Source organism: Sphingopyxis sp. GW821-FHT02C12 (assembly GCF_059421785.1).
Map to the genome: position 1 here is coordinate 2,722,775 of NZ_JBWKVQ010000001.1, position 22,154 is coordinate 2,744,928.

Sequence of the window (22,154 nt, forward strand, 5' to 3'; positions counted from 1 at the left end):
GAATGGCACGGCGCCGATCTACGCCAACGGTGCTCCAGCTCGAAGCAGCCGAATGCGGGGCGGCCTCGCTGGCGATGGTCCTTGCCGCGCATGGCCGCCACATGGGACTCGACGAACTGCGCGCGCTGTGCGGGGTGTCGCGCGACGGGACCAAGGCGTCGAGCCTGCTGCGCGCGGCGCGCTCGCTGGGGCTGGAGGCCAAGGGGCTGAAGGCCGAGCCCGAGCATATCGCCGACCTGCCATTGCCGGCGATCGCCTTTGTCCATTTCAACCATTTTCTCGTCGTCGAGCATATCGACGCGCGTCAGGTCTGGCTCAACGATCCGGCGTCGGGTCGCCGCCGCGAGACGATCGCCGAATTCTCCGACGGCTTTACCGGGGTCGTGCTGACCTTCGTCCCCGGCGCCGGTTTCGAGCGGGGCGACAGCCGCCCCAGCCTGGCGCAGTCGCTCCGCCAGCGGTTCGACGGGGTGCGCACCGCCTTGTGGTTCGTGGTCCTGACCGCGCTGGCGCTGGTGGTGCCGGGGGTGGTGCTGCCGGTGTTCAGCCGGATTTTTGTCGATTATGTGCTCGTCCGCGGCCTGTCCGACTGGTTGCTGCCGCTCCTGTTCGGGATGGGGCTGACGGCGGGCATCCGCTTCATCCTCCTCGAACTGCAGGAGCGCACATTGCTCCGCGCGCGCATGGCGATGAGCCTCAACACCGGCGGGGCGCTGATGCGCAAGCTGCTGACGTTGCCGGTGGCCTTTTTCGACCAGCGCTTCGCCGGCGAGATCGCCGACCGGGTGAAGCTCAATGAATCGCTGGCGACGCTGCTGACCGGCCATCTGGCGCAGGCGGCGGTCAATCTGGTCAGCGCCCTGTTCTTCCTGATCGTGCTGCTTTTTTATCATTGGGCGCTGACGCTGGCGATCGCCGCGCTAGCGCTGCTCAACGCTGCCGTCCTGCTGCTGTCGAACCGTCTGCTGTCCGACCGCTATCGCAAGATATCAATCGACCGCGGCAAGCTCGCGGGGGCGCGTGTCGCGGGTTTGAAGGATATGGAGACGTTCAAGGCGTCGGGCGGCGAGGATATGCTGTTTGCGCGCTGGACCGGCCTGACGATCGCGGTCCAGAACGGCGAGCAACAGGTCGCGCGGCTGGCCGCCTTTGTGCAGCCGATGCCGGCGCTGATCAGTGCGCTGATTATCGCGACCATATTGGTGTGGGGCGGCTTTGCCGTGATGGGCGGGACGATGACGCTGGGCGAACTCGTCGGCTATCAGACGCTGGCGGCAAGCTTTGTCGCGCCGGTCGCGGCGCTTGCGGGTTTCGGGGCCGAACTGCACCAGATCCGCTCATACACCGGACGGCTCGATGATGTGCTGGCCGAGGCGAGTGATCCGCGTTTCGATCGCGCCGATCCTGTCTCCGACGGACGGCTGCCGCAGGGAGGGGTGAGCGCGCGCGACCTGTCCTTCGGCTATGCGCCGCTCGATCCGCCGCTCATCGACGGACTCAGCTTCGATCTGCTGCCCGGCGAACGCATCGCGCTCGTCGGGCCGTCGGGGTCGGGCAAATCGACCGTCGGCAAGCTGATCGCCGGGCTCGAACGGCCGCGCGGCGGCGACCTGCTGCTCGACGGCCGCGCCCTGCTCGACTGGCCGCGCGCCGCGCTTGCGCACCGCCTCGCCTATGTGCGGCAGGATGTGATGCTGTTCAAAGGGTCGGTGCGCGACAATCTGACGCTGTGGAATGACGCTTTGCCCGAACCCGACATGATCCGCGCGGCGCGCGATGCGATGATCCACGACGTCATCGCGGCGCGGCCCGGCGGTTATGACGCGCCGATCGCGCAGGGTGGCGGCAATTTTTCGGGCGGCGAGCGGCAGCGGATCGAAATCGCACGCGCGCTGGCCAGCGATCCCAGCCTGATCATCCTCGACGAAGCGACCAGCGCGCTCGATCCGGTCACCGAACATGGGGTGATGGAGGCGATCCGGCGGCGCGGCATCACCTGCATCATCATCGCGCACCGGCTGTCGGCGATCCGCGATTGCGACCGGATTTTCGTGCTCGAACAGGGGCGGGTGGTCGAGGCGGGGGACCATGGCGAACTGATGGCCGGGCGCGGCGTCTATGCGGGGCTGGTCGAGGCGTGACGGGCGCGATCGCCTTGTCGGCGGGTGCGACCCGGGCGTTGCCGCACGGCGGCTCCGGCTGGCGCGTCGCGGCGGGGCGCCTCGAACTCTATCTGGTGACGGCCGAGCGGCGGCGCTTCGTCGAACTGGTCGAGACCGAGGGGCATGTCGCGCCGCTGCCCGAAGGGACCCGGCGCTTCGTCGTCGTTGTGCTCGATGATTGCACGCTCGTGCCGCTGCCCGCAGGGACATTCGCGGACGACGATCCCGGCGCCGCAGTCGACGCGGCCTTTGCGGCCGAAGCGGCGGCGCGAGACGCGTCGCTGATCGACCGGCTCGGCGCGGGGCCGCCGGGCAGCGTCGAGGGCAACCAGATCGCGCGGGCGATCGCAGCGCTCGGCGAGGCGCTCGGTCAAACGGTCGACCCTGCGATCTTTCGCGGTGCGCGCATGGACTTTGCGCAGGCCCCGGTTCTCGCGCGGATCGCTGGTTTGCGCGCCGGGCGGACGATCCTGGCGCCGGGCTGGTGGAAGGATGATACGGGGCCGATGCTGGTGCAGCACGGCGAGGGCGATGTCAGCGCAGCCCTGTGGCAGCGCGGCGCCTATCGCGATGCCGAAGGCCACACGCTCGATCCCGGCGAGGTACACCCGCTGTGCTGGCGTTTCTATGCGCCGCTGGTCGGCGACCTGTCGTCGTTCCGTCCGATGGCGGTGAGCGTCGCCGCGGGCATCCGGCGCGAACTGCCGCTGATCGCCGGCGCGGGGCTGGGCACGGCGCTGCTCGGATTGATCGTTCCGGTCGCCAGCGCCTGGATATTCGACGAGATCGTCACCGGCGGCGCCGGCGGGTTGCTGATCGGCATTGGTATCGCGCTGGTGATCGCGGCGCTGGTTGGGACCACCTTCACCGCGGTGCGCGCGCTCGCCGTCGCGCGTGTCACCGGGCGCGGCCAGGTCGCGATGGCGGCGGGGGTGACCGATCGCGTGCTGCGGTTGCCGGCGCGTTTCTTCAAGACGCTGTCGCCGGGCGATTTCAACCAGCGGATCGAGGCGTTGGAAGGTATTCGCGCGCTGGTCGCAAGCATCCTGCTCAACGCCGGGCTGACCGCCTTTTTCTCGCTTTTCTATCTTGTCCTGCTCTTCGCCTATGAACCGCGCATGGCGCTCGCCGGGCTGGGCGTAACGCTCGTCTATATCGGCGCGGTGGCGGTCAGCCGCGTGGCACAGGCGGCACCGCTGCGCGAGGCGGCCGAACGCGACGGCAAGCTCGCGGGTCTCACCTTCGAGATATTGGAGGGATTGCCCAAATTGCGCTCGGCGGCGGCCGAAGACCGCATGCGGGATCGCTGGATGCGCGCCTATAGGCTCGAACGCGCGGCCGATGCGCGAGGACAGCGGATCGGCGTGCATTTCGGCGCTTTTGCCGATGCCTGGGGCATCATCGGCCTGATCGCGCTGTTTGCGACCGCGGCGCTGCTCGTGTCGGGCGATGTGCCGCCGGGGCAGTTCATCGGCTTCCTCGCTGCCTTCGCGATCTTTCAGGGCAGCCTTGTCGCGCTGTGCGACTCGCTGCTCGCGATCTACACCGCGCGCCCGCTGGCCGAGCGCGCACGCCCGATCCTGACCGCCGAGATCGAGGCGGCGGGCGGACGCGCCGACCCGGGGCGGCTGACCGGCGACATCCAGGTTTCGGGGCTCAGCTTCGGTTATGATCAGGCGATGGCGCCGCTGCTCGCCGACCTGTCGCTGAGCGTCGCGCCGGGCGAACATGTCGCGATCGTCGGCGGGTCGGGGTCCGGCAAATCGACCGTCCTGCGGCTGCTGCTCGGCTTCGAGGCGCCGACCACGGGGTCGATCGCCTATGACGGGCAGGAACTGGCGAGCCTCGATCCGGCACGGCTGCGCAGCCAGATCGGCGTCGTGCTTCAGTCGAGCCAGCTGTTCGCGGGGACGATCATGGAGAATATTCGCGGCGCGAGCGATGCCGGGCTCGAGCAATGCCAGGCGGCGGCCGATGCGGCGGGGCTGGCCGACGACCTCGATCAGATGCCGATGGGGCTGCACACGATGGTCACCGAAGGGGCGGGGACGCTGTCGGGCGGGCAGCGCCAGCGCATCCTGATCGCGCGCGCCCTCGCCGGAGGGCCGCGCCTCCTGTTCTTCGACGAGGCGACCAGCGCGCTCGACAATGCGACGCAGGCGATAGTCGCGGCGACCCTCGACGCGCTCGACGCCAGCCGGATCACCATCGCGCACCGGCTGTCGACCGTGCGCAATGCGGACCGCATCTGCGTCCTCGAACGCGGGCGCTTTGTCGAAAGCGGAACATTCGCCGACCTCATGGCGCGAAATGGCGCCTTTGCCGCGCTCGCGCGCCGCCAATTGCTGGAGGACTGATATGCGCAAGGCGCTCTATATCCTGGGCGATCTGGAGGACAGCGACATCCTCTGGCTGTCGCGTCACGGCAGCGTCCGCAGCCTCGCGCCCGGCGATGTGCTGATCAAGGCGGGGCAGGCGATCGGCGAGCTGTTCTTCGTCACCGATGGCACGCTGGCGGTCACCAGCCCCGCCGGTGCGCATGTTGCCGACCTCGCGCTCGGCGATGTGGTCGGCGAGATGTCGTTCGTGGAAAAGGCGCTGCCGTCGGCAACGGTGACCGCGCGCGACCATGTCCGGGTGCTCGCGGTGCCGCGCGCCGCGATCCTCGCCGAATTCGCGGCGGACAGCGGGTTCGCGGCGCGCTTCTATCGCGCGCTGGCGGTGTTCCTGTCCGATCGGCTGCGCAGCCTGTCGACCCCGGCGGGCGGGCAGACCGAACTCGACGAAGGCCTGCTCGACACGCTCAGCGAGGCGGGCGACCGTTTCGTTCGCCTGATCGCGCTGCTCGAGGGGCGCGAGCATTAGAGTCCGACCGTGGGCCGAGGATGGCCGGGAGCTTAACCGCCGACGGCGGGCTTGACCGACCCGTCACCTGGCTTCACCGATCCGTCGCCGGCCTTGACCGATCCGTCCGCCATCACGAAATTGACGCTGGCCCGGCGCGCCGCCTCGCGCGCGGCCTGCACGGCCGGCAGGCCGCCGCTGACCGCGTCGAGCGCTTCGTCACTGATCGTTTCAGGGGCGTCTTTTCTATCGCTCACTTTTCATCTCCTTGCCGTCGCCTTTTCATCCGATGCCATCCCGATAGGCGATGCAGACGGACGATGCTGTGACGCGAGACACACGCAAAACCCGTTCGGCGCCAACGCAGGGCCGTCCACCCACGGCCCAGGTGCATCCGCGATGCACTTTTCACCCACGGCGCTGATTTCCGGCTGGCGCCGGCTATGATCCGCGTTCGGTTGCGATCCGGATGGCGCCAGTCAACGTTTTGTGAACGGGGCATTTTTCGGCGACGTCAAAGAGCTTTTGGCGTTGTTCTTCCGACAAATCGGGGGCGATGATGGTGACGGTCTTGTGAAACTCGTCGATCATCTGCTCCGATCCCGCTTCCATCTTTTTGCCATGACGAACCTCGACATCGACATGTTCGACCGGCCAGCCTTCACGAATCGCGTACCAGCGAATGGTTATCGCGGTGCATTCGCCAAGCGAGGCGGCGAGCAGGTCATAGGGCGACGGACCCAGATTCTTTCCGCCCTTGGACAGGGGTTCGTCCCCGAAGATATGATGACCGGACACCTCGATGGCGACCGCGAGCGGGCTGCCCTGAGCATCGGAAACATGGGCCATGGTCTTTTGCGCCATCGTGTCAGCCGTCCTTTTGTCGAATGAAGTCGGTGTAACCAGCAAGGAACGTCGCGAGCTGATTGCGGACGCCGGGATCGCCCATCGCGCCATCCTCGTCGAACATCCCCGACGCGCGCGAGACGAGCATCCGGCCGCCGGTCCACAAGGTCACACCAAGGGTGCGCAGCACCGGCAGCCAGTCGTTTTGCGCCAGCAGCGTACCGAACCCACCCGGCGACGCGCCCAGAATCGCGAACGGACGCCCGCCGAACACCCGCGCAATGTCGCCCGGCGGGCGCGAGGCCCAATCGATCGCGTTCTTGAACACGCCGGGTATCCCGTTGTTATATTCGGGCGTCGCCAATATCACACCATCGGCCGACGCGATCGCCTCCTTCAGATCGACCACCGCATCGGGCAGGCCGCTCGCCGCCTCCGCGTCGGCGTCGTAGAGCGGGATGCCGTGCAACGTGCGGATATCGAGCGATACGCCCTCGGGCACCAGCCCGGCCGCGTTGCGGAGCAGGGCGGTGTTGAACGAGCCTGTCCTCAGGCTGCCCGAAATGCCGAGCAGACGGGTCATGGGTGCGGCCTTGCGGCGATGCTCGGCTTTTCGCCCGGGCCGACGGTCATCACATCCTGCCAATCGGGGTGCTTCTCGTATCGCGCGCGGACATAGGGGCATAAGGGAATGATGCGAAAGCCATTGCCCCGTGCATCGGCGATGAGGAAATCGACCAGCGCCGCCGCCGCGCCCGTGCCCCTCAGGCTCTCCGGCGCGCCGGTATGGTCCGCGCTGATAAGGCCGGGGCCGCGATGGGTGAAGACCAGTTCGGCCGCATCCTCGATCCCGGCGACCCGCGCCAGGTAACGGCCATGGCGGCCATCGTCTTCCTTGGTGATCGTTATTTCGGCCATAGCGGCAGCTTTCCTTGTTCGGCTATCATCGGACGGTTCCAGCCATCCGTATATGGAGGATTTCGGACCCGGCCCAAGCCATTCGATGTCCGGTGATGTCCCCGCGTTTCCTGGATGCCGGCGGTCATTTCGCAACCTCGGGAAACGGGATGAATTCGGCGTGGTCCGCGTCGGGCAATTTCATGCGCCCGGCCGTCCAATCCTCGCGCGCCTGTTCGAGCCGGTCCTTGCTCGACGAAACGAAGTTCCAAAGCAGGAACCGCTCGCCGATCGGCTCGCCTCCCAGCACCATCACCGTGGAGGGCTGGCTCGCGGTGACATCGGCGCCGTCGCGTCCGTTCAGCACCGCCATCTGGCCCGCGCCCAGCACCGTTCCGCCAATCTCGATCTGTCCGACGGCGCAATAAACCGCGCGTTCGGGATAAGCGGTGGTGACGCTACGACGCGCGCCGGCCTGCATCTCCCAGTGCTGGTAGAAGAGCGGCGAATGAACTGTCACCCGCGATGAAAGGCCATCGGCCTCGCCCGCGATCAACCGGCCCTTGACGCCATGCTCGTCCCATTCGGGCAGGTCGGCCCCGGCATGGTGGTGGAAGCTGGGATCATTTTCCTCGGCCTCGACGGGCAGCGCCACCCAGGCCTGGATCCCGTGCATGTTCGCACCATGCGCGCGCGCATATTCAAGCCGTTCGCTGTGGGTGATGCCGCTGCCCGCGACCATCCAGTTGACTTCGCCGGGGCGGATCTCCTGCTCGAAGCCCAGGCTGTCGCGATGGGTGATCTGGCCCGAATAGAGATAAGTCACGGTCGAAAGGCCGATATGCGGGTGAGGACGCACATCCAGATCGCGCGGGATGCCCGGTGCCAGGTCGAGCGGACCCAGATGGTCGAAGAAGATGAACGGCCCGACCATCCGGCGCGCGTGGAAGGGCAGAACCCGTCCGACGACGAAACCGCCGCCGAGATCGCGTTCCCGTTTGTCGATGATGCGTTCGATCGTCATGGTCTTGGTGTTTCCCTTGCTCTGAAATCAGCCATGCGGCGACGATATCGCCATATTCAGGGCGGCGTGCGGACCAGCCACCCGGGAACGGACAACGCAGGATCAACTGAACACCACCTCTCGGCGGTCAATCTCGAAAATCCGCTTCGCAAGTCGCCAGCCGATCCCTTGTCCCCGTCAGCCTTGTGCCGCCTCGACTATCAGTGCGGCGACCGCATTGGGCTGCGACGCCAGAGACGCATGGCTTGCGGCGAGTCGGATCAGTTTTTTGGGCGCCATCCGCGAGGCCATCATCTCCTGATTGGCCGGCGCAATCATGCGATCCTGTTCCGACAGCTGGTACCAGCACGGCTTGCTCTTCCATGCCGGTTGAGAGATCGTGTTTCCAAAGGTCGAGCCTAGCGGCGCCTTTTGGGTCACCGCCATCACCAACGCCTGATCCTCGGGCAGATCCTGGCAGAAGTTCGCGTGGTATTGGTCTTGTGCGATCCACAAAAATCCATCGCTGTCGGGCGCGATGGCTGCCGCGCCCGCCGGGGGATTGGCTTGCGTTATGCCGCCCGGGCTTTCACCCGCGTCGGGAGCGAAAGCGGCGATATAGACCAGCCCGACAACGTCGGGATGGGTGCCGGCTTCGGTGATGACCGCGCCGCCATAGCTGTGCCCTACCAGCAGCACCGGGCCACCGACCTGTGCAATCATCTTGCGGGTGCGCTCGGCATCGTCGGCCAGCGACGTGAGCGGCATTTCGACCGCTTTCAGCTTGGTGAGTCCCGCTTGATGGAGCAGCGGAATGACGCCGGCCCAGTGAGCTGCGCCACCCCAGAAGCCATGAACGAGGATGATGGTCGGTGCGTCGGTCATTTCGTCTCTCCTGATTCTCGTTGGGCGCTGTCGTGCATCATGAACCCGCCGCGCTTGATGGCAAATCGATTCTCATTGTCGTCGTGAGCGAAAAGCCCCGGCAGTCGAACCGACCCCATGCCGTTCCGGCCCGCTGATCGAACGGGCGATGGCGGGCCGGGATGCGGGTTGCCTCAAACACGCTGTGAATCGAGTTCTTCGCGATCGTTCGCGACCTGCTGCGCCTTGGCGTAGCTTTCGATCAGCAACTGCTGGGGCGGGAAGATCTTCGTATAGACCTGCGCCCATTCGGCGGCATCATCGGGATCGATCACCGGGCGGGCGCCGTTGAAATTGGCGGGCGTGGACATGGGTTTTCTCCTTGCTGAGCGGGGTGGACAGCCCGCGCCCCACCGGCGCGCGGGCTGTTTGTGCGATGCTATTCGGTGCGGTCGTAGGAAAACTGGATGCCGGCGGTGCCGCCCGTCTCGATGAACAGGTTCATGAAGGCGGGAACGGTCTCGCTACGTTTCCAGTCGCGCTGTAGTTCGCAGAAGAGTTGGGGGACGGAAATCATCTGGCCGCCCGCCTGTTCGATGCGGCGCAGCGCCGCCTCATGCGCGGCGAGCGAGGTGCCGCCGACCGCGTCGACGGGGACATAAACCTCATAACCGGCCGCGAGCGCGTCGAGCGCGGGGAAGGTCAGGCAGGCTTCGGTCCACAGCGCGGTCATGATCAGCTTCTTGCGCCCGGTGGCCTCGACGGCCTTCCTGAACTCGACATCTTCCCAACTGTTGATCGTCGTGCGGTCATAGGTCGGATAGTCCGCCAGAACCTTGGCGACGTGCGGCACCGGGGGCTTGTTGAGGCCGGTCTGGACATTGACCGTCGAATGGATGATCGGCAGATCATAGACGACCGCGGCCCGGGCGCAGCCGGCAATATTGTTGAGCATCAATTGCCGGTCCATCGAGGCGATCGAGTTCACCTGCACCGGCTGATAGTCGATGATGATGAAGGCCGCGTTCTGCGGCGTCAGCAGATGGTCGGCCCTTGGGTCCCGGGTGGCTTCACTGGTCATCGTCGTCCTCCTGTAAAATGCCCGCTATCGGGCCGCAAAAATCACTCTCAACGCTGACCGGTCCGGCGCGGGTCAAAAAAAGCCCGGCTCCGTGTCGAAAGGAGCCGGGCTTTCAATCAGGCCGCCATCGCAAACCTGCCGCTGTTGACGTCGTCGATCGCCTGGCGGATTTCCGCCTCGGTGTTCATCACGAACGGGCCATAGCCAACGATCGGTTCGTCGATCGGCTCGCCGGTCAGGACCAATATGGTCGTGTCCCCGTTGGCGCGCAGATGCACCTCGCTGCCTTCGCGGCTCAGCATCAGCATCTCCGCCTCGCCGACGTCCTGATTGCCTTCGACGGTCAGATGTCCGCCAAGGACCACCAGCATCGCCGTGTGCCCTTCGGGCAATGACAGGGTCATGTCGGCGTCGCGGGTGAGGCGCAGATCCCAGACATTGATCGGCGTGAAGGTCCTGGCGGGACCTTTGGCATCGCCGAAATCGCCGGCGATCACGCGCGCCATCCCGGCACCGCCGGCCAGTTCGACCACGGGAATGTCGGCGTTGGTGATGCCCTGATAGCCGCTGGGCGCCATCTTGTCCTTTGCGGGCAGATTGACCCAGAGCTGGATCATCTTGAACGGACCGCCGGTCTTTGCAAAGGCCGCCGAATGATATTCCTCGTGGAGGATGCCGCTGGCGGCCGTCATCCACTGGACATCGCCGGGGCCGATCACACCGCCATTGCCCGCCGAATCCTTGTGCTCGACCTCGCCGTCATAGACGATGGTGACCGTCTCGAACCCGCGATGCGGATGCTGGCCGACACCGCGCCGATCGGTCGTCGGTGCGAAATAATGCGGTCCCGCATAGTCGAGCAGCAGGAAGGGGCTGATGTGCCGATCCAGCATATTGTAGGAAAAGAGCGAGCGGACCGGGAAGCCGTCGCCCACCCAATGGCCGTGCTCATTGCCATAGCGGCCGAGTATCGTCTTGTTCATCGTTCATCTCCTCGGGGAGCGACCCCAGACGGGGCGCTGCTGACTTGCGAGGAAGATGCTCCTGCATCGCCGAGCGCGAAAGATTGCGATTCCGGACGCAGCGTCCTATGAATGGAACGATGAAGGATCTGAACGACCTCTATTATTTTGTCCAGATCGTCGATCATGGCGGCTTTGCGCCCGCCGCCCGCGCGACCAGTCTGCAGAAATCGAAGCTCAGCAGGCGGATCGCGGCGCTCGAGGACCGGCTCGGCGTTCGGCTGCTCAACCGCTCCTCGCGCCGCTTCTCGGTGACCGAGGTTGGCCAGGAATTTTATCGTCACTGCGTCGCCATGCTGGCCGAGGCCGATGCGGCCGAGCAGGCCATCGCCGAACTGCGGGCCGAACCGCGCGGGGTGATCCGCATGGCGTGCCCGGTCGGGCTTCTGCAATTTCAGTTCAGCGGCCTGATCGCCCGTTTTGTGAAGGCGAACCCGGCGGTCGAGGTCCATCTCAAGACCTTAAACCGGCCGGTCGACGTGATCGCGGAGGGGTTCGATCTCGCGATCCGCGTCCGCTTCCCGCCCCTCGACGATACCGGCCTGGTCATGCGTAAACTCGACGACAGCCGGCAATGTCTGGTCGCAAGCCCCGAACTGATCGCAGGCCCCGCCCGATCGCCCGCCGACCTGAATGGCTTTCCCAGCCTCGACCTGGGTCCGGTACGATCGGATTATCGATGGGACCTCGAAAGTGCCGATGGCCGGAAAGCAACCGTTCCCTACACGCCGCGCATCGTTACCGACGATCTGGCGACGCTGCGTGCGGCCGCGATCGAAGGGCTGGGGATCGTACAACTGCCGACGTTGTTGATCTGGCCGGACGTCCAGGCTGGGCGGCTGGTTCATGTCCTGCCGGATTGGCGACCGCCGGCCGGCATCGTGCACGCCGTATTCCCCTCACGCCGGGGTTTGCTGCCGTCGGTTCGCGCGCTTCTCGACTTCTTCGCCCGCGAATGCGCGCTGCAGCGGAGCAAGGCCGACGATGTCCTGCAGCCATGAGAAATCCGGGCCTTTGGACTCCATGGCGAGACGCCGCCGCTGCTGCGACCCGCGCGGCTGCGCTCGACAGGGTCAGGCCGACGGCGAACGCCGGCAAGCTGCGTAGAATTGCTATGGGGACTCTCGCTCAATAGACCATGTTCCAGCCTTCGGAACCCGCGAACTGGTTGGCATAGCCCCAGCAGATCAGGCCCGGACGTTCGGCGGAGGCGCCGTCCTTGGTCAGTCGGTAGAGCAATTGGCGGCAGCGGAAGCCCTGGACCGGCTCTTCGCTGACGATCGTCAGCGATCCTTGCGCTTCGGCGCCCTGCCATGTGTGGACTTGGCCGATCGCGAATTCGCCGAGAATATGCTTCGATCCGTTGTAGGGGCGCGGGGTTTCGTCGCGGGGGAAGACCGCCCAGCCATCATAGGCATAGCCGCCCTCGCAGCCGGTACAGCGGACCTTGCCGAAATCGTCATAGGCCTGTTTGACCGCGGCGAAACCGTCGGGGGGCGGCATCTGGCCGGGATATTGCACCGTCGACGCGGATTGTTTCCTGGCGGCGGGCTTCGCGGCGGCGGGTTTGCCGCCCGTATCCGGCGCCGCGTCCGGCTTTTCCTTGTCGGTGCTTTCGGAAAGACGATTGGCGATGCTTTTGAACAGACCCTGGCCAATCGCGGGAGCGGGCAGGGTCAGCAGCAAGGCGGCGCAGGCCGCCGCTTGGAAAAGGGTTCGCATATCATCGCCTCGTTTCTGGATAGTGTGGGGAGCGGGCGGGGAGAGCCTTGACGATGGCTTCGGTCGCGCGCGGAGAAGGAGTGCCGGCGAACCGGGGGGACGCCGCCGGCACTCGCTGTCCCGTTGCGGTCAGGCTTCGGGCTTGGCTTCGGCCTTGGCGCGGGCTTCGGGCTTCGCTTCCGCCTTGGCACGGGCCTCGGGCTTGGCCTCGGCCTTCGCACGCGCCTCGGGCTTGGCTTCGGCCTTGGCGCGGGCCTCGGGCTTCGCTTCGGCCTTGGCGGCCAGCGCTGACGCGGGCAGGCTGAGCGCGATCGCCGCGGCGAGGAGGGGGAGGGTTTGCTTCATCTGTCTCTCCATCATGAGGGGGAGAGCAGAGGCGCCGGGCCTTGCCGGGGGTGGGAAGGGGGCCGGCAACCTCTGCTCGCGGCTGGATGCCGCAACTCGTGGCTAGGACAGGCGGCGCGGCTGCGCCTCGGTGGTGCTTCGAAAGCCGATCGCGGCGCGACAGGACGGGTGGTGCGTCGACGAAGGCGGCCGCTCGCGCGACGAAGGCGTCAGGCGAGCCCCAACCGTTCGAGGACGGCGTGGACATAGCTCGGCCCGACCTGCACCACCGCGCCATCCGCCATCTCGAGCGCGATCAGCCCTTTGCCGAGCCGCTGGACGCTGCTCACCAGCGCCGGGCGGATGAAGGTCGAGCGATGCACGCGCATCAATTGCTGCGGATCGAGCAATTGTCCGAGTGCGGCCATCGAGATGCGGTGGATGTAGCTGCGCGTCGCGGTGTGAAAGAGCACATAGTCGCGCGCGGCCTCGACCCATTCGATCTGCGCGATCGGCAGACGCAGGTTGCCGGTGGCGACCTGGACCCATATCGCCTCGTCGCGCGCCTCGGCCACTGGCGCCTCAGCCAGCCGGTCGGCGGCGTCGCGCATCGCGCGGCGGCGGCGCGCGCGCTCGACGGCCTGGCGCAGCCGGTCGAAGCGCACGGGCTTGAGCAGATAGTCGGCGGCGTCGACCTCGAAGGCGTCGGGCGCATATTGCTCGAAGGCGGTGACGAAGATGATCTCGGGCCGCGGGTTGGCGACCAGGTCGGCGGCGACCCGGATGCCGCTTTTCTGCGGCATCGAGATGTCGAGCATGACGAGGTCGGGCGTCAGCGCCGCGATGCGCTCCTCGGCTTCGCCGCCGGTCGATGCGGTGCCGATCACCGCGACATCGTCGATGTCGCCGAACAAAGTTTCGAGCCGGCGCAGCGCGAGCGGTTCGTCGTCGACGAGCAGGACGGTGAGCGCGCTCATGTCGCCGCTCCCTCGACCTGGGTGTCGAACGGCAGGCGGGCGACCGCGACGAAGCCGCGCGCCCTTTTTTCGGTCCGGAGGCTGCCCGCCGCGCCATAGAGCGCTTCGAGCCGCTGGCGGACATTGGCGATGCCGACGCCGGTGCCCGGCCGCATGTCCTTTTCCTGCCCGTTGCCGTCGTCCTCGACGGTGACGACCAAAGTGTCGCCCTCGCGCGCCGCCTCGACGCGGATCGTCACCGGCACTGCCGATGGCGCGAGCGCATATTTGATCGCATTTTCGATCAGCGGCTGGAGCAGGAAGCTCGGCACAAGCGCCGCGTTGAGCGACGGCGGGCAGACGAATTCGACCGCGAGCCGCTCGCCGAAACGTACGCTCTCGATCTCCAGATAATGTTGCAGCGTCGCGAGTTCGTCCTCGAGCGGCAGCAGCGCGTCGGGTTCGGAGGACAAGGTCGCGCGAAGGAATTCGGACAGCTTCGCCAGCATCGCGTCGGCGGTGGCATATTCGCGCGTCACGATCAGCGACGAGATGGCGTTGAGCGTGTTGAAGAGGAAATGCGGGTTGAGCTGGTAACGCAGCGCGGCGAGGCTCGCGGCGCTCGCCGCGGCCTCGGCACGGCTCGCGGTCTCGCGCGCCACCGCGAGTTCGAACTCGCGCTCGCGTGTCAGTTTGTTCGCCTCGATCACCGTGAAGGCGGCGCCGAGCAGCGCGAACTGCCAGATAAGCGCGATGAAATTATTGGTGGCGCGCAGCCCGAAGGGCGCCGACATCTGTTTCGACACCACCAGCCGCCCGATCCATTCGCCCGTCGCGGCGTCGATCAGCGCGAGCGTGCCCGACGCGAGGCAGACCGCGACGCCCATCGCGGCGAGCCGCACCGCCATGTTGCGTCGGCGCGTCCGGCGCACGGTCCACCAGACCCCCCACGACAACAGCGTCCCCATGACGCAGATGTTGACGACCGACACCAGCACATAGGTGCTGGCGCCGCTGAAGATATGATAGGGGATGAGGTAGAGGATCCCGGACAGGGTCCAGGTCGTGATGACCAGCCAGATGGTCTGACGATGTTCGGGCTTCAACGGCATGGCGGTTCCATTGTGTAGTTTGCGCCCAGCATAAGGGAAGTGGGCGCGGCTGACGTCCTCGCTCGTCGCATCGGTGTCGGCCTTCGTCGCGCCAATTCCTGCCCGGCGACGCCCGATCCGGCTTGATCGCACGCCGATGGCGGCGCCCGCGCCCGTCCGATAGCCGGCCTCCATCGCGGCACCTCGCCGCCCAGGAGACACGCTATGGCACATCGTTATCGCACGGGGCTGGCCGCCTTCGGCTTGCTCGGCGCCCTCATCCTCGCCGAGACGCGCTCGGCCGCCGCCGAACCCGCGCCGGCCATCGCGGCGCCCGCCGCCGCGGCCGCGCAGCCGCTCGAAATCCTGCCCTCGGGCCACCCGGTGGTGCTCGTCCGCATCGACGACGGCGCGCCCAGGCGCTTCGTCATCGACACCGCGGCGAGCAGCACGACGATCATGCCCAAGCTGCGCACCGAAATGCCGGGGCTGGTCGCCAAGCTGTCGGACGACCCGCTCGATGGCGCGGCGGGCCGCAGCGATGTCGAAACGACGATCGTCAGCCAGGTCGAGGTCGCGGGCCATGTCTTCCGCGCGCCCGAACTGATGCTGCTGCCCCCCGGGCCGACCGACCATCTGGGCGTCGACGGCATCCTCGGCGCCGACATCATCGCCGATTTCGTGGTCGAACTCGACATTCCCGGCCGCCGCTGGCGCATGACGCGAAAGGTCGAGGCCGACAGGCTGGACGGCCTCCCGGCCTCGGTGCCCTTCACCCTCGACGACATGCGTGCGCCGCGGTTGACGATCCGCCTCAATGGCGTCGAAGTCCCCGCGATCCTCGACACCGGCGCGCGCGGCACGATCATCAACTGGGCGGCGGCGAAGGCGATCGGGATCACCCCCGACAGCCCCGGGGTGGTCAAGGCGACCGACATCAAGGGCGCGACCAATCATGCGATGCCCAGCGTCGAGGCGCCGATCGCGGCGCTGTCGATCGGCGAGGCAAAGGTCGAGGGCAAGAAGGTCCGTATCGCCGATCTCTCGATCTTCAAGATCCTCGGCTTCACGCTCGAACAGCCCGCGGTGATCCTGGGCATCGACATGTTCGCCGACCGGCGCTTCGTCATCGATCATCCGGGCCTGCGCCTCCACGTCTCGCCGCCGATCGTGACCCCCGCCGCGACCCCGCAGCCCTGACCCCGAAAGCGATATCTAACATGAAGATGCTCCTTTCCGGCAGCGCGCTCGCCGCGCTTGCCATCGCCGCGACCGCCGCCACCGCCCAGCCGGCACCCAAGCAAAAGATCGACGCGGTCTATTGGCTGTCGGCAGAGACCGTATCGGGCATGGCAACCGGTCAGCCCGCAGGGATCGAAAAGACTCTGATGCTCCAGCTGGGGTCGGTGCACCGCAACGCGGTGCCGAGCGCCGACCATTTGCCTCCGCAGGGGCTGCGCGCTGGCGATCGCCTGCCGCTGCTGACTCCGGCGGTTGGAACGCCCAAGCCCGACGGGCGGCCCGATTTCCGGCCCGGCCCGGCCGGCAAGCCCAAGGGGCGGATCGAGCTTTATTGGGGCTGCGGCGAAACCGCGCCCGCCGGGCAGCCGGTGGTGAGCGATCTCGCGACGATGAAGCCCGGCGGCGCCTCGCCTTTTGGCGTCCTGCCCGATGTGCGCGCGATGACGCCGCCGTCGACCGCGAGCCACGCGACCTATGGTGAATGGCCGAACAGCCGGGACGGCACGCGCGTGCCGCGCGGCGGCTCGCTGATCGGCGATCATGTCGTACAGGGCAATTATACGCCGGAGATGCGCTTTGCCGTCGCCGCGGGGAATGACTTCCTCGCGCCGCTCGCGCCGCGGAGTGGCGCGCTCGCCTCGGGCGCGGTCATGGTCAGCTGGCCCGCGCTCGCCAATGCGCGCGGTTATCTGCTGTCGGTCACCGGTGCCAAGGAGGACGGCACCATCGTGATGTGGACGTCGAGCACGGTGCGCATGCCCGCGATGGCGCTTCCCGACTATCTCGAACAGGGCGATATCGCGCGCCTCGTCCAGCAACGCGTGTTGCTCGCGCCCGCGGCGACCGAATGCGCTGTGCCTACGGCGGTCGCCACCGCGGCGGAATCGGCGATGCTGATGATGACGGCTTATGGCCCCGAGGCGAATTATGGCTCGCCGCGCGAGGCGCCCGCCGGCTGGAGTGTCAAGCTGCGCACCCGGGCGAGGCATATGAGCCTGCTCGGGGTGGATCTCGCCGCGATGATGGCGGGCGGGGACGACGAGGATGCGCCCGCCGCTGATGAAAAGCCGAAGAAGAAGCGCGGGCTGCTGCGCGGTCTCGGCGGCGCGCTCGGCCTGCCGGGTTGATGGCTATCCTCTCCGTTCGAAAGTCCGACCGATGAAAAATCCCCTGATCCGTCTTGCGATGCTCGGCTTGTTCGCGGCTGCGCCCGCCATTCTTGCGGCGCACGCCGCGCCCGGCGACAGCCGCGCGCCCAAGAAGCTGATGGCACGCTGGTCGGGCACCGCGCCCGAACCCGGTGCGGGCCTGCCCGGCTGGGCGTCGAAGGCGCCCGACGTCCATGTCCACCAGCCGCGCAATCTGGCGCGGATTCCGATCGCCGAGATCGACCTGCTGCGCCGCCGCGCGATGGTCGCGTTCGACGCGCTGATGCGCCAGCCGTCGCTGCGCGACGTGCGCGGCACCAGCCTGCACGCCGACATCAACATCTCGGTCGTGCCGACGCTCGATGGCGTGCGGTTGGTCGGGGCGACCTTCACCCTCCGCGCCAAGAGCGTGATCGAGGGCAGTTCCGACACGGTCCAGCGCGACGGCCGCTACCTGACGCCGTCGGAGGAGGGCGCAGTGCTGAGTGTTCTCCTCAACCCCTATGACATGATGGCGCGCCGCCAGGTACAGGCCGAGGGCGTGCAGCGCGGGGGATTCCAGGTCCGCACCGGCGCGGCCTATGGCCTGTATGTCGCCGACCGGCTCCCCGACTATGATCCCGATTCCGAATATGCCTGGGGTCCGCGGCCGCTCGCGCTGAAATTGCAGCACGACCGCAGCTGGTATCAGCCCGGCGCGGCGGGCATCCACCCGCTGCTCGTCCATATGTCGAGCTACTCCCACGAAAATGACGATCTGCGCGGTGATCGGCTGAGCCCTGAACGCCCCGCGGCACGCCTCGCCGCGGCGATGTTCATGACCGACTGGGACGATGTTCAACGCCGCATGAAGGAGGTGAAATGATGCGCCGCTTTACCCTGACCACGCTCGGGCTGGCGCTCGCCGCCGCGCCCGCCCCCGCGCTCGCCCAGCGCACCGACGACAATGCGACGACCAGCGCCGAGGATGCCTTCGGCACCTCGATCGGCGGCGAGCAGATCGGCATCTACAATCCCAATTATGTCCGCGGCTTCTCGGCCGCAGAGGCGGGCAATATCCGCCTCGACGGTCTCTATATCGACCAGCAGGCGAGCTTCACCGACCGGGTGATCGCTGGGTTGCAGATGCGCGTCGGACTGTCGGCGCAGGGCTATCCCTTTCCCGCGCCCACGGGCATCGCCGAATATGAGCTGCGCAAGCCCGGCGACAAGCGGTTGCTCAGCGTCAGCGGGCGGCTCGGGCCCTTCGGCGCGAAGGTGGTCGAACTCGACGGCCAGCTGCCGGTGACCGACCGGCTGTCGCTCGGCGCGGGCTATGGCTATTTTTCCGACCGCAACCACACGGGCGGCAGCGCGCAATTCCGCACCATGGCGGCGATCGCGCGCTGGGAGCCGGTCGACGGGGTCGAGGTCACGCCTTTCTGGAGCCGCATCGGCATCGCCGACGAGGAATTGCCGCCGTTGCTGCTTACCGCCGGCGACCATCTGCCGCCGCGGCTCGAGCGGGTGAAGCGGATCGGGCAGAAATGGGCGGCCAACGACGGCCAGACCATCGCCACCGGCCTGACGACGACGATCCGGCGCGGCGACTGGACGCTCAAGGCCGGCGCCTTCCGCTCGATCCTCGACCTCGATCGCTCGCACACCCAGCTCTTTCTCAACGTCCGGCCCGACGGGACCGCAGACGAGGTGGTGATCGCCGAGCCCGGCCGCCGCTCGGCCTCGACCAGCGGCGAAATGCGGCTGTCGCGGCGTTTCGCCGACGGGCCGCGCCTGCATACGCTGCACCTGTCGCTGAAGGGCCGCGACAGGTCGCGCACCTATGGCGGCAGCCGCGAGATCTTCATCGGCAACCATCCGCTCGAGGACCCGGTGACCGTCCCCGAACCGGTCACCAGCTTTGGCCCGCAGACGCGCGACACGGTCGGACAATGGACAGCGGGCATCGCCTATGAGGGGCGGTGGAAGGATGTCGGCGAAATCAGCGTCGGGCTGCAAAAGACCGATTATCGCAAGCGCGTCTTCGGCCCCGGCGCGCCGGTCATCACGACCAAGGACGGCCCGTTGCTGCTCAACGCGACCGCCGCCGTCTATGCGTCGCCGTCGCTCGCCTTTTACGGCAGCTATACGCAGGGGCTGGAGGAAAGCCCAGTTGCGCCCGGCCACGCGGTCAACCGCGACGAGGCGCCCCCCGCCATCCGCACCCGCCAGTTCGACGCCGGCGTGCGCTGGTCGATCACCCCGGCGATCCGCCTCGTCGCGGGCGTGTTCGAGGTGTCCAAGCCCTTCTACTCGGTCGATACGGCGCGGGTGTTCCGCCAGCTCGGCGACGTCCACCATCGCGGCGCCGAATTCTCCTTTTCGGGGCAGATCGCGCCGGGACTCACCGCGATCGCGGGCACCGCGCTGATCGACGCGACGCTGTCGGGCGACGCGGTCGACAGCGAGCAACTCGGCCGAAAGCCGCTGGCGAGTTTCGGTCGCCTGTCGACCGCGGTGCTCGATTACCGGCCAACCTTCGCGCCCGCCGTCTCGGTCGACCTCGTCGTCGAAAGCACCTCGGACCGCGTCGCGAGCACCGACGGCAAGCTCGTCATTCCGGCGCGCGCGATCGCGTCGGTCGGTGGGCGCTATCGCTTCAAGCTTGGCAAGGCGCCCGCGACGCTGCGCGTCCAGATCGCCAATGTCGGCAACAAATTCGGTTGGGCGAACGGGCCGTCGGGCATCTACCTCTACAATTTGCCGCGCCGGCTGACCGCCACGCTGACCACCGACCTCGGCTGACCCTTTCCCCCCGGCATCACGACAATCAGGAGACCCTCATGCGACAGGTTTTTCGCACGATCGTGGCGGCCGCCACGCTGTTCGGCATCGCCCACGCGGCGCAGGCCCAGAGCTTGCTCAAGCGCCTTGTCGATCGCACCGCGCAACAGGCCGAGGAAGAGGTCCAAAGCGTCGTGCGCGACACGATCGCGAGCGGGCTGCACGGCGGCGGTGGAAGCGAGCCGTCCCCCGACGGGGCAGAGGAGGGCAGCGAAACGGGTTCGAACGACCCCGCGCCCGCACCGGAACCCGCTCGCGCGACGTCCGTCGGGGCGGCCTATATCGACGGCCTGCGCGTGCCGCCCGAGATCGAGGCGCAAAAGGCCGGCTACAACAAGTTCGGCGAGGTCAGCTGCAACGATTGCGAGGGCGGGATCGACTTCGATGGCCGTCCCAAATTTCCCTACGACCAGTTCAGCGGCCAATATGGCGAACGCGCCAAACGCGCCGGCAGCTGGCCGGTCGGCCACGTCCACCGCTGGCAGGGGCGGGCCGCGAAGGGCATGCTGACCGTCACGCGCGAGGAGCAGGTCGAGGGTTTCCGCTGCCGACGCCTCGAATACCGGCTGGAAAAAGGTTCGGCATCGGCCAGTCGCCCCGGGCTTATCTGCTTCGGCCTCGCGAACCGCTCGTCGGAAATCGAGAATTGGCACGAAATCTATTGATCGGCGTAGCATGTCGGCGTTCGAGAGGGCTTGCCCGTCGAGAACGATCATTCCAACCGCGTTGTCCGCAATCTTCTGCTAGGGAAGCGCGCCCGCTGACTTGTCGGAATGCGCAAATGACATTGTCGGAATGAAGGGAGGAAATGGCCGTTAAGCCATTGAGAAAATGGTGGACGCACTAGGGCTCGAACCTAGGACCCGCTGATTAAGAGAGTTCGTTAATTTAAATAAATCAGGTACTTAGCTGCATTCGTGTACGGTTTGAATGACAACGAAAGATAAGCGATGACGTTGAGCAACAACTAGCGACGTCACAAAATCACCTACATTCCATCCGGTTCGATTGGCGACTTTGCGCCTGATGTCAGTCATTCCAGCCTCTATCAGCGGCCGCCCGAAAGCGGTCGCTCGATCGACACATGGCTTGGCGCTTCGTCTATCCCGCGCACGTCAACTATTGGCAAAACGCCAAATTACGAAGTTATGTGCTCGAAGGCGGCAGCGCGCTACGTTAATCTGGCCCACGACTCGTCGGCGGATGCCCGATCACGGCTTCACCAGGCGGACCGCAATCTAGCGCCGTGCAGCCCCGCATTGGCAAACCACAAGTACGCCACGGAAGAGGGTGACGGCGTTGGAAACCATTTTGAGGCGTCAGGCCACGTGCAAATCAGCCCGATTCAAATGCGCAGCCGTGCCTCGCACTTTTGGGCCAGCTCGGCTAGCATGGCGATCATGTCCGAAATTGGATCGTGGATTATCCCCTCTAGCGCTGCCACGACTTGGTCGCGATTAGCGGTGAATATTGCCTTGACGCTATCGGGAATGATCAAACTCTCCGCAAAAACCTCGTCAAGATCAGCCAAATCGAACATGCTGCCCGCAAGATCGGGCTGGTCCACGACGCCCACTAGGGCAGTGGACAGAAGGCCGCAAAAATCAGAGCTGAAGGCGAGGCAGACCGTCCGGATATCGTCGAGGGGTGGGGCGATTGTGATGACCTGGCCTTGGAGTCCGAAGCGTATGATCTTTGCCGGAACAAAGTACCGTCCGTCGGCCCAGGCACTTACAACAGGATGGCCGTCATGAGTGATGGCATTGCGCGCCGCGTGCAGGAAGGCGCCGTGGCGTAGCTTGTCGATGTCCGCCCAATTCAACTGCTGCCCGGCGACTGTCTTCACTGCGTCCTTCATGGTCTGCACGACGTTCGCAAAAGCGGAGAAGCTGTACATCACTGCCGCGCCATTGGCAGGCGGCGTTTCAGCTCCCTCGGAGAACAGCGCGAGCGAATGATCGCATGCGTCAACCAGCGTCATCAACTGATATTCAAGTTCCTTCACTTTGCCCTTGAAATGATTGGCAACCCAGCGCTTGTGCCGGGCCGTCAGCGCTTGAGATGCGGTCGATGTCTGGGTCATGGTGGCACGATAAGGGCGCACACGCCCGCGTCAAATTGCTTTCAGC

General features: G+C 66.5%; 23 protein-coding genes. 9 read left to right on the forward strand and 14 right to left on the reverse strand.

What is annotated here, in order from left to right; genetic code table 11:
• Nucleotides 1–2 precede the first annotated feature (2 nt).
• From AC07U1_RS12995 to AC07U1_RS13005, 3 genes are read left to right on the forward strand one after another with little or no spacing between them, the layout of a single operon-like run.
• Complete coding sequence (locus AC07U1_RS12995; protein WP_495176224.1) at nucleotides 3–2,141, forward strand: NHLP family bacteriocin export ABC transporter peptidase/permease/ATPase subunit; 2,139 nt, start codon at nucleotides 3–5, stop codon at nucleotides 2,139–2,141.
• Nucleotides 2,138–4,519, forward strand: coding sequence for an ATP-binding cassette domain-containing protein (locus AC07U1_RS13000; RefSeq protein ID WP_495176223.1), 2,382 nt, complete (start codon nucleotides 2,138–2,140; stop codon nucleotides 4,517–4,519). The genes AC07U1_RS12995 and AC07U1_RS13000 overlap by 4 nt, the downstream gene beginning before the upstream one ends.
• A 1-nt stretch (nucleotide 4,520) precedes the next feature.
• Complete coding sequence (locus tag AC07U1_RS13005; RefSeq protein WP_495176222.1) at nucleotides 4,521–5,027, forward strand: cyclic nucleotide-binding domain-containing protein; 507 nt, start codon at nucleotides 4,521–4,523, stop codon at nucleotides 5,025–5,027.
• 32 nt (nucleotides 5,028–5,059) lie between these two features.
• On the opposite strand, the gene AC07U1_RS13010 is transcribed toward AC07U1_RS13005, so the two are convergent.
• The 9 genes from AC07U1_RS13010 to AC07U1_RS13050 form a co-directional block, all read right to left on the reverse strand.
• Complete coding sequence (locus AC07U1_RS13010; RefSeq protein ID WP_056348035.1) at nucleotides 5,060–5,263, reverse strand: hypothetical protein; 204 nt, start codon at nucleotides 5,261–5,263, stop codon at nucleotides 5,060–5,062.
• A gap of 184 nt (nucleotides 5,264–5,447) precedes the next feature.
• Complete coding sequence (locus AC07U1_RS13015; RefSeq protein ID WP_056348033.1) at nucleotides 5,448–5,870, reverse strand: OsmC family protein; 423 nt, start codon at nucleotides 5,868–5,870, stop codon at nucleotides 5,448–5,450.
• Between the two features lie 4 nt (nucleotides 5,871–5,874).
• A complete protein-coding gene (locus AC07U1_RS13020; RefSeq protein ID WP_492738821.1) occupies nucleotides 5,875–6,435 on the reverse strand; it encodes an NADPH-dependent FMN reductase in 561 nt (186 codons plus the stop codon).
• The gene (locus AC07U1_RS13025) at nucleotides 6,432–6,770 is read right to left on the reverse strand and encodes a GNAT family N-acetyltransferase (protein WP_492738819.1); all 339 of its coding nucleotides are present in this window, start codon (nucleotides 6,768–6,770) and stop codon (nucleotides 6,432–6,434) included. The genes AC07U1_RS13020 and AC07U1_RS13025 overlap by 4 nt, the downstream gene beginning before the upstream one ends.
• A gap of 124 nt (nucleotides 6,771–6,894) precedes the next feature.
• Nucleotides 6,895–7,773: a pirin family protein gene (locus AC07U1_RS13030; protein WP_495176221.1), complete on the reverse strand. Its 879-nt coding sequence runs from the start codon at nucleotides 7,771–7,773 to the stop codon at nucleotides 6,895–6,897.
• Nucleotides 7,774–7,950: 177 nt separating this feature from the next.
• Nucleotides 7,951–8,637, reverse strand: coding sequence for an alpha/beta fold hydrolase (locus AC07U1_RS13035; RefSeq protein ID WP_495176220.1), 687 nt, complete (start codon nucleotides 8,635–8,637; stop codon nucleotides 7,951–7,953).
• 173 nt (nucleotides 8,638–8,810) lie between these two features.
• Nucleotides 8,811–8,987, reverse strand: coding sequence for a hypothetical protein (locus tag AC07U1_RS13040; protein WP_495176219.1), 177 nt, complete (start codon nucleotides 8,985–8,987; stop codon nucleotides 8,811–8,813).
• A gap of 68 nt (nucleotides 8,988–9,055) precedes the next feature.
• Complete coding sequence (locus tag AC07U1_RS13045) at nucleotides 9,056–9,697, reverse strand: hydrolase (RefSeq protein WP_492738811.1); 642 nt, start codon at nucleotides 9,695–9,697, stop codon at nucleotides 9,056–9,058.
• A 116-nt stretch (nucleotides 9,698–9,813) separates the two neighbouring features.
• Nucleotides 9,814–10,680, reverse strand: coding sequence for a pirin family protein (locus AC07U1_RS13050; RefSeq protein ID WP_495176218.1), 867 nt, complete (start codon nucleotides 10,678–10,680; stop codon nucleotides 9,814–9,816).
• Between the two features lie 119 nt (nucleotides 10,681–10,799).
• On the opposite strand from AC07U1_RS13050, the gene AC07U1_RS13055 reads away from it, so the two are divergent.
• Nucleotides 10,800–11,720, forward strand: a complete 921-nt coding sequence (locus AC07U1_RS13055; RefSeq protein WP_495176217.1) for a LysR substrate-binding domain-containing protein — start codon at nucleotides 10,800–10,802, stop codon at nucleotides 11,718–11,720.
• Nucleotides 11,721–11,847: 127 nt separating this feature from the next.
• On the opposite strand, the gene AC07U1_RS13060 is transcribed toward AC07U1_RS13055, so the two are convergent.
• The 4 genes from AC07U1_RS13060 to AC07U1_RS13075 form a co-directional block, all read right to left on the reverse strand.
• Entirely contained in the window at nucleotides 11,848–12,441 is a 594-nt protein-coding gene (locus tag AC07U1_RS13060) for a hypothetical protein (RefSeq protein ID WP_495176216.1), read from the reverse strand.
• Nucleotides 12,442–12,570: 129 nt separating this feature from the next.
• A complete protein-coding gene (locus AC07U1_RS13065; RefSeq protein WP_492738805.1) occupies nucleotides 12,571–12,786 on the reverse strand; it encodes a hypothetical protein in 216 nt (71 codons plus the stop codon).
• Between the two features lie 209 nt (nucleotides 12,787–12,995).
• Complete coding sequence (locus AC07U1_RS13070) at nucleotides 12,996–13,742, reverse strand: LytR/AlgR family response regulator transcription factor (RefSeq protein WP_495176215.1); 747 nt, start codon at nucleotides 13,740–13,742, stop codon at nucleotides 12,996–12,998.
• On the reverse strand, nucleotides 13,739–14,833 hold the full coding sequence (locus tag AC07U1_RS13075; RefSeq protein WP_495176214.1) for a sensor histidine kinase: 1,095 nt from the start codon (nucleotides 14,831–14,833) through the stop codon (nucleotides 13,739–13,741). The genes AC07U1_RS13070 and AC07U1_RS13075 overlap by 4 nt, the downstream gene beginning before the upstream one ends.
• A gap of 204 nt (nucleotides 14,834–15,037) precedes the next feature.
• Between AC07U1_RS13075 and AC07U1_RS13080 the strand changes: the two genes are divergently transcribed.
• From AC07U1_RS13080 to AC07U1_RS13100, 5 genes are read left to right on the forward strand one after another with little or no spacing between them, the layout of a single operon-like run.
• Nucleotides 15,038–16,012, forward strand: a complete 975-nt coding sequence (locus AC07U1_RS13080) for an aspartyl protease family protein (RefSeq protein ID WP_495176213.1) — start codon at nucleotides 15,038–15,040, stop codon at nucleotides 16,010–16,012.
• A 20-nt stretch (nucleotides 16,013–16,032) separates the two neighbouring features.
• Nucleotides 16,033–17,181, forward strand: coding sequence for a hypothetical protein (locus AC07U1_RS13085; RefSeq protein ID WP_495176212.1), 1,149 nt, complete (start codon nucleotides 16,033–16,035; stop codon nucleotides 17,179–17,181).
• A gap of 31 nt (nucleotides 17,182–17,212) precedes the next feature.
• Nucleotides 17,213–18,067 carry a hypothetical protein gene (locus AC07U1_RS13090; protein ID WP_495176211.1) on the forward strand — a complete coding sequence of 285 codons (855 nt, stop codon included), beginning with the start codon at nucleotides 17,213–17,215 and terminating at the stop codon, nucleotides 18,065–18,067.
• Nucleotides 18,067–19,986 carry a TonB-dependent receptor domain-containing protein gene (locus AC07U1_RS13095; protein ID WP_495197708.1) on the forward strand — a complete coding sequence of 640 codons (1,920 nt, stop codon included), beginning with the start codon at nucleotides 18,067–18,069 and terminating at the stop codon, nucleotides 19,984–19,986. The genes AC07U1_RS13090 and AC07U1_RS13095 overlap by 1 nt, the downstream gene beginning before the upstream one ends.
• A gap of 38 nt (nucleotides 19,987–20,024) precedes the next feature.
• Nucleotides 20,025–20,690, forward strand: coding sequence for a hypothetical protein (locus AC07U1_RS13100; RefSeq protein WP_187142217.1), 666 nt, complete (start codon nucleotides 20,025–20,027; stop codon nucleotides 20,688–20,690).
• A 680-nt stretch (nucleotides 20,691–21,370) separates the two neighbouring features.
• Here AC07U1_RS13100 and AC07U1_RS13105 read toward each other — a convergent pair.
• Nucleotides 21,371–22,108 (reverse strand): hypothetical protein, encoded by a 738-nt coding sequence (locus AC07U1_RS13105; protein ID WP_495176209.1) that lies wholly within the window; start codon nucleotides 22,106–22,108, stop codon nucleotides 21,371–21,373.
• Nucleotides 22,109–22,154: the final 46 nt, after the last annotated feature.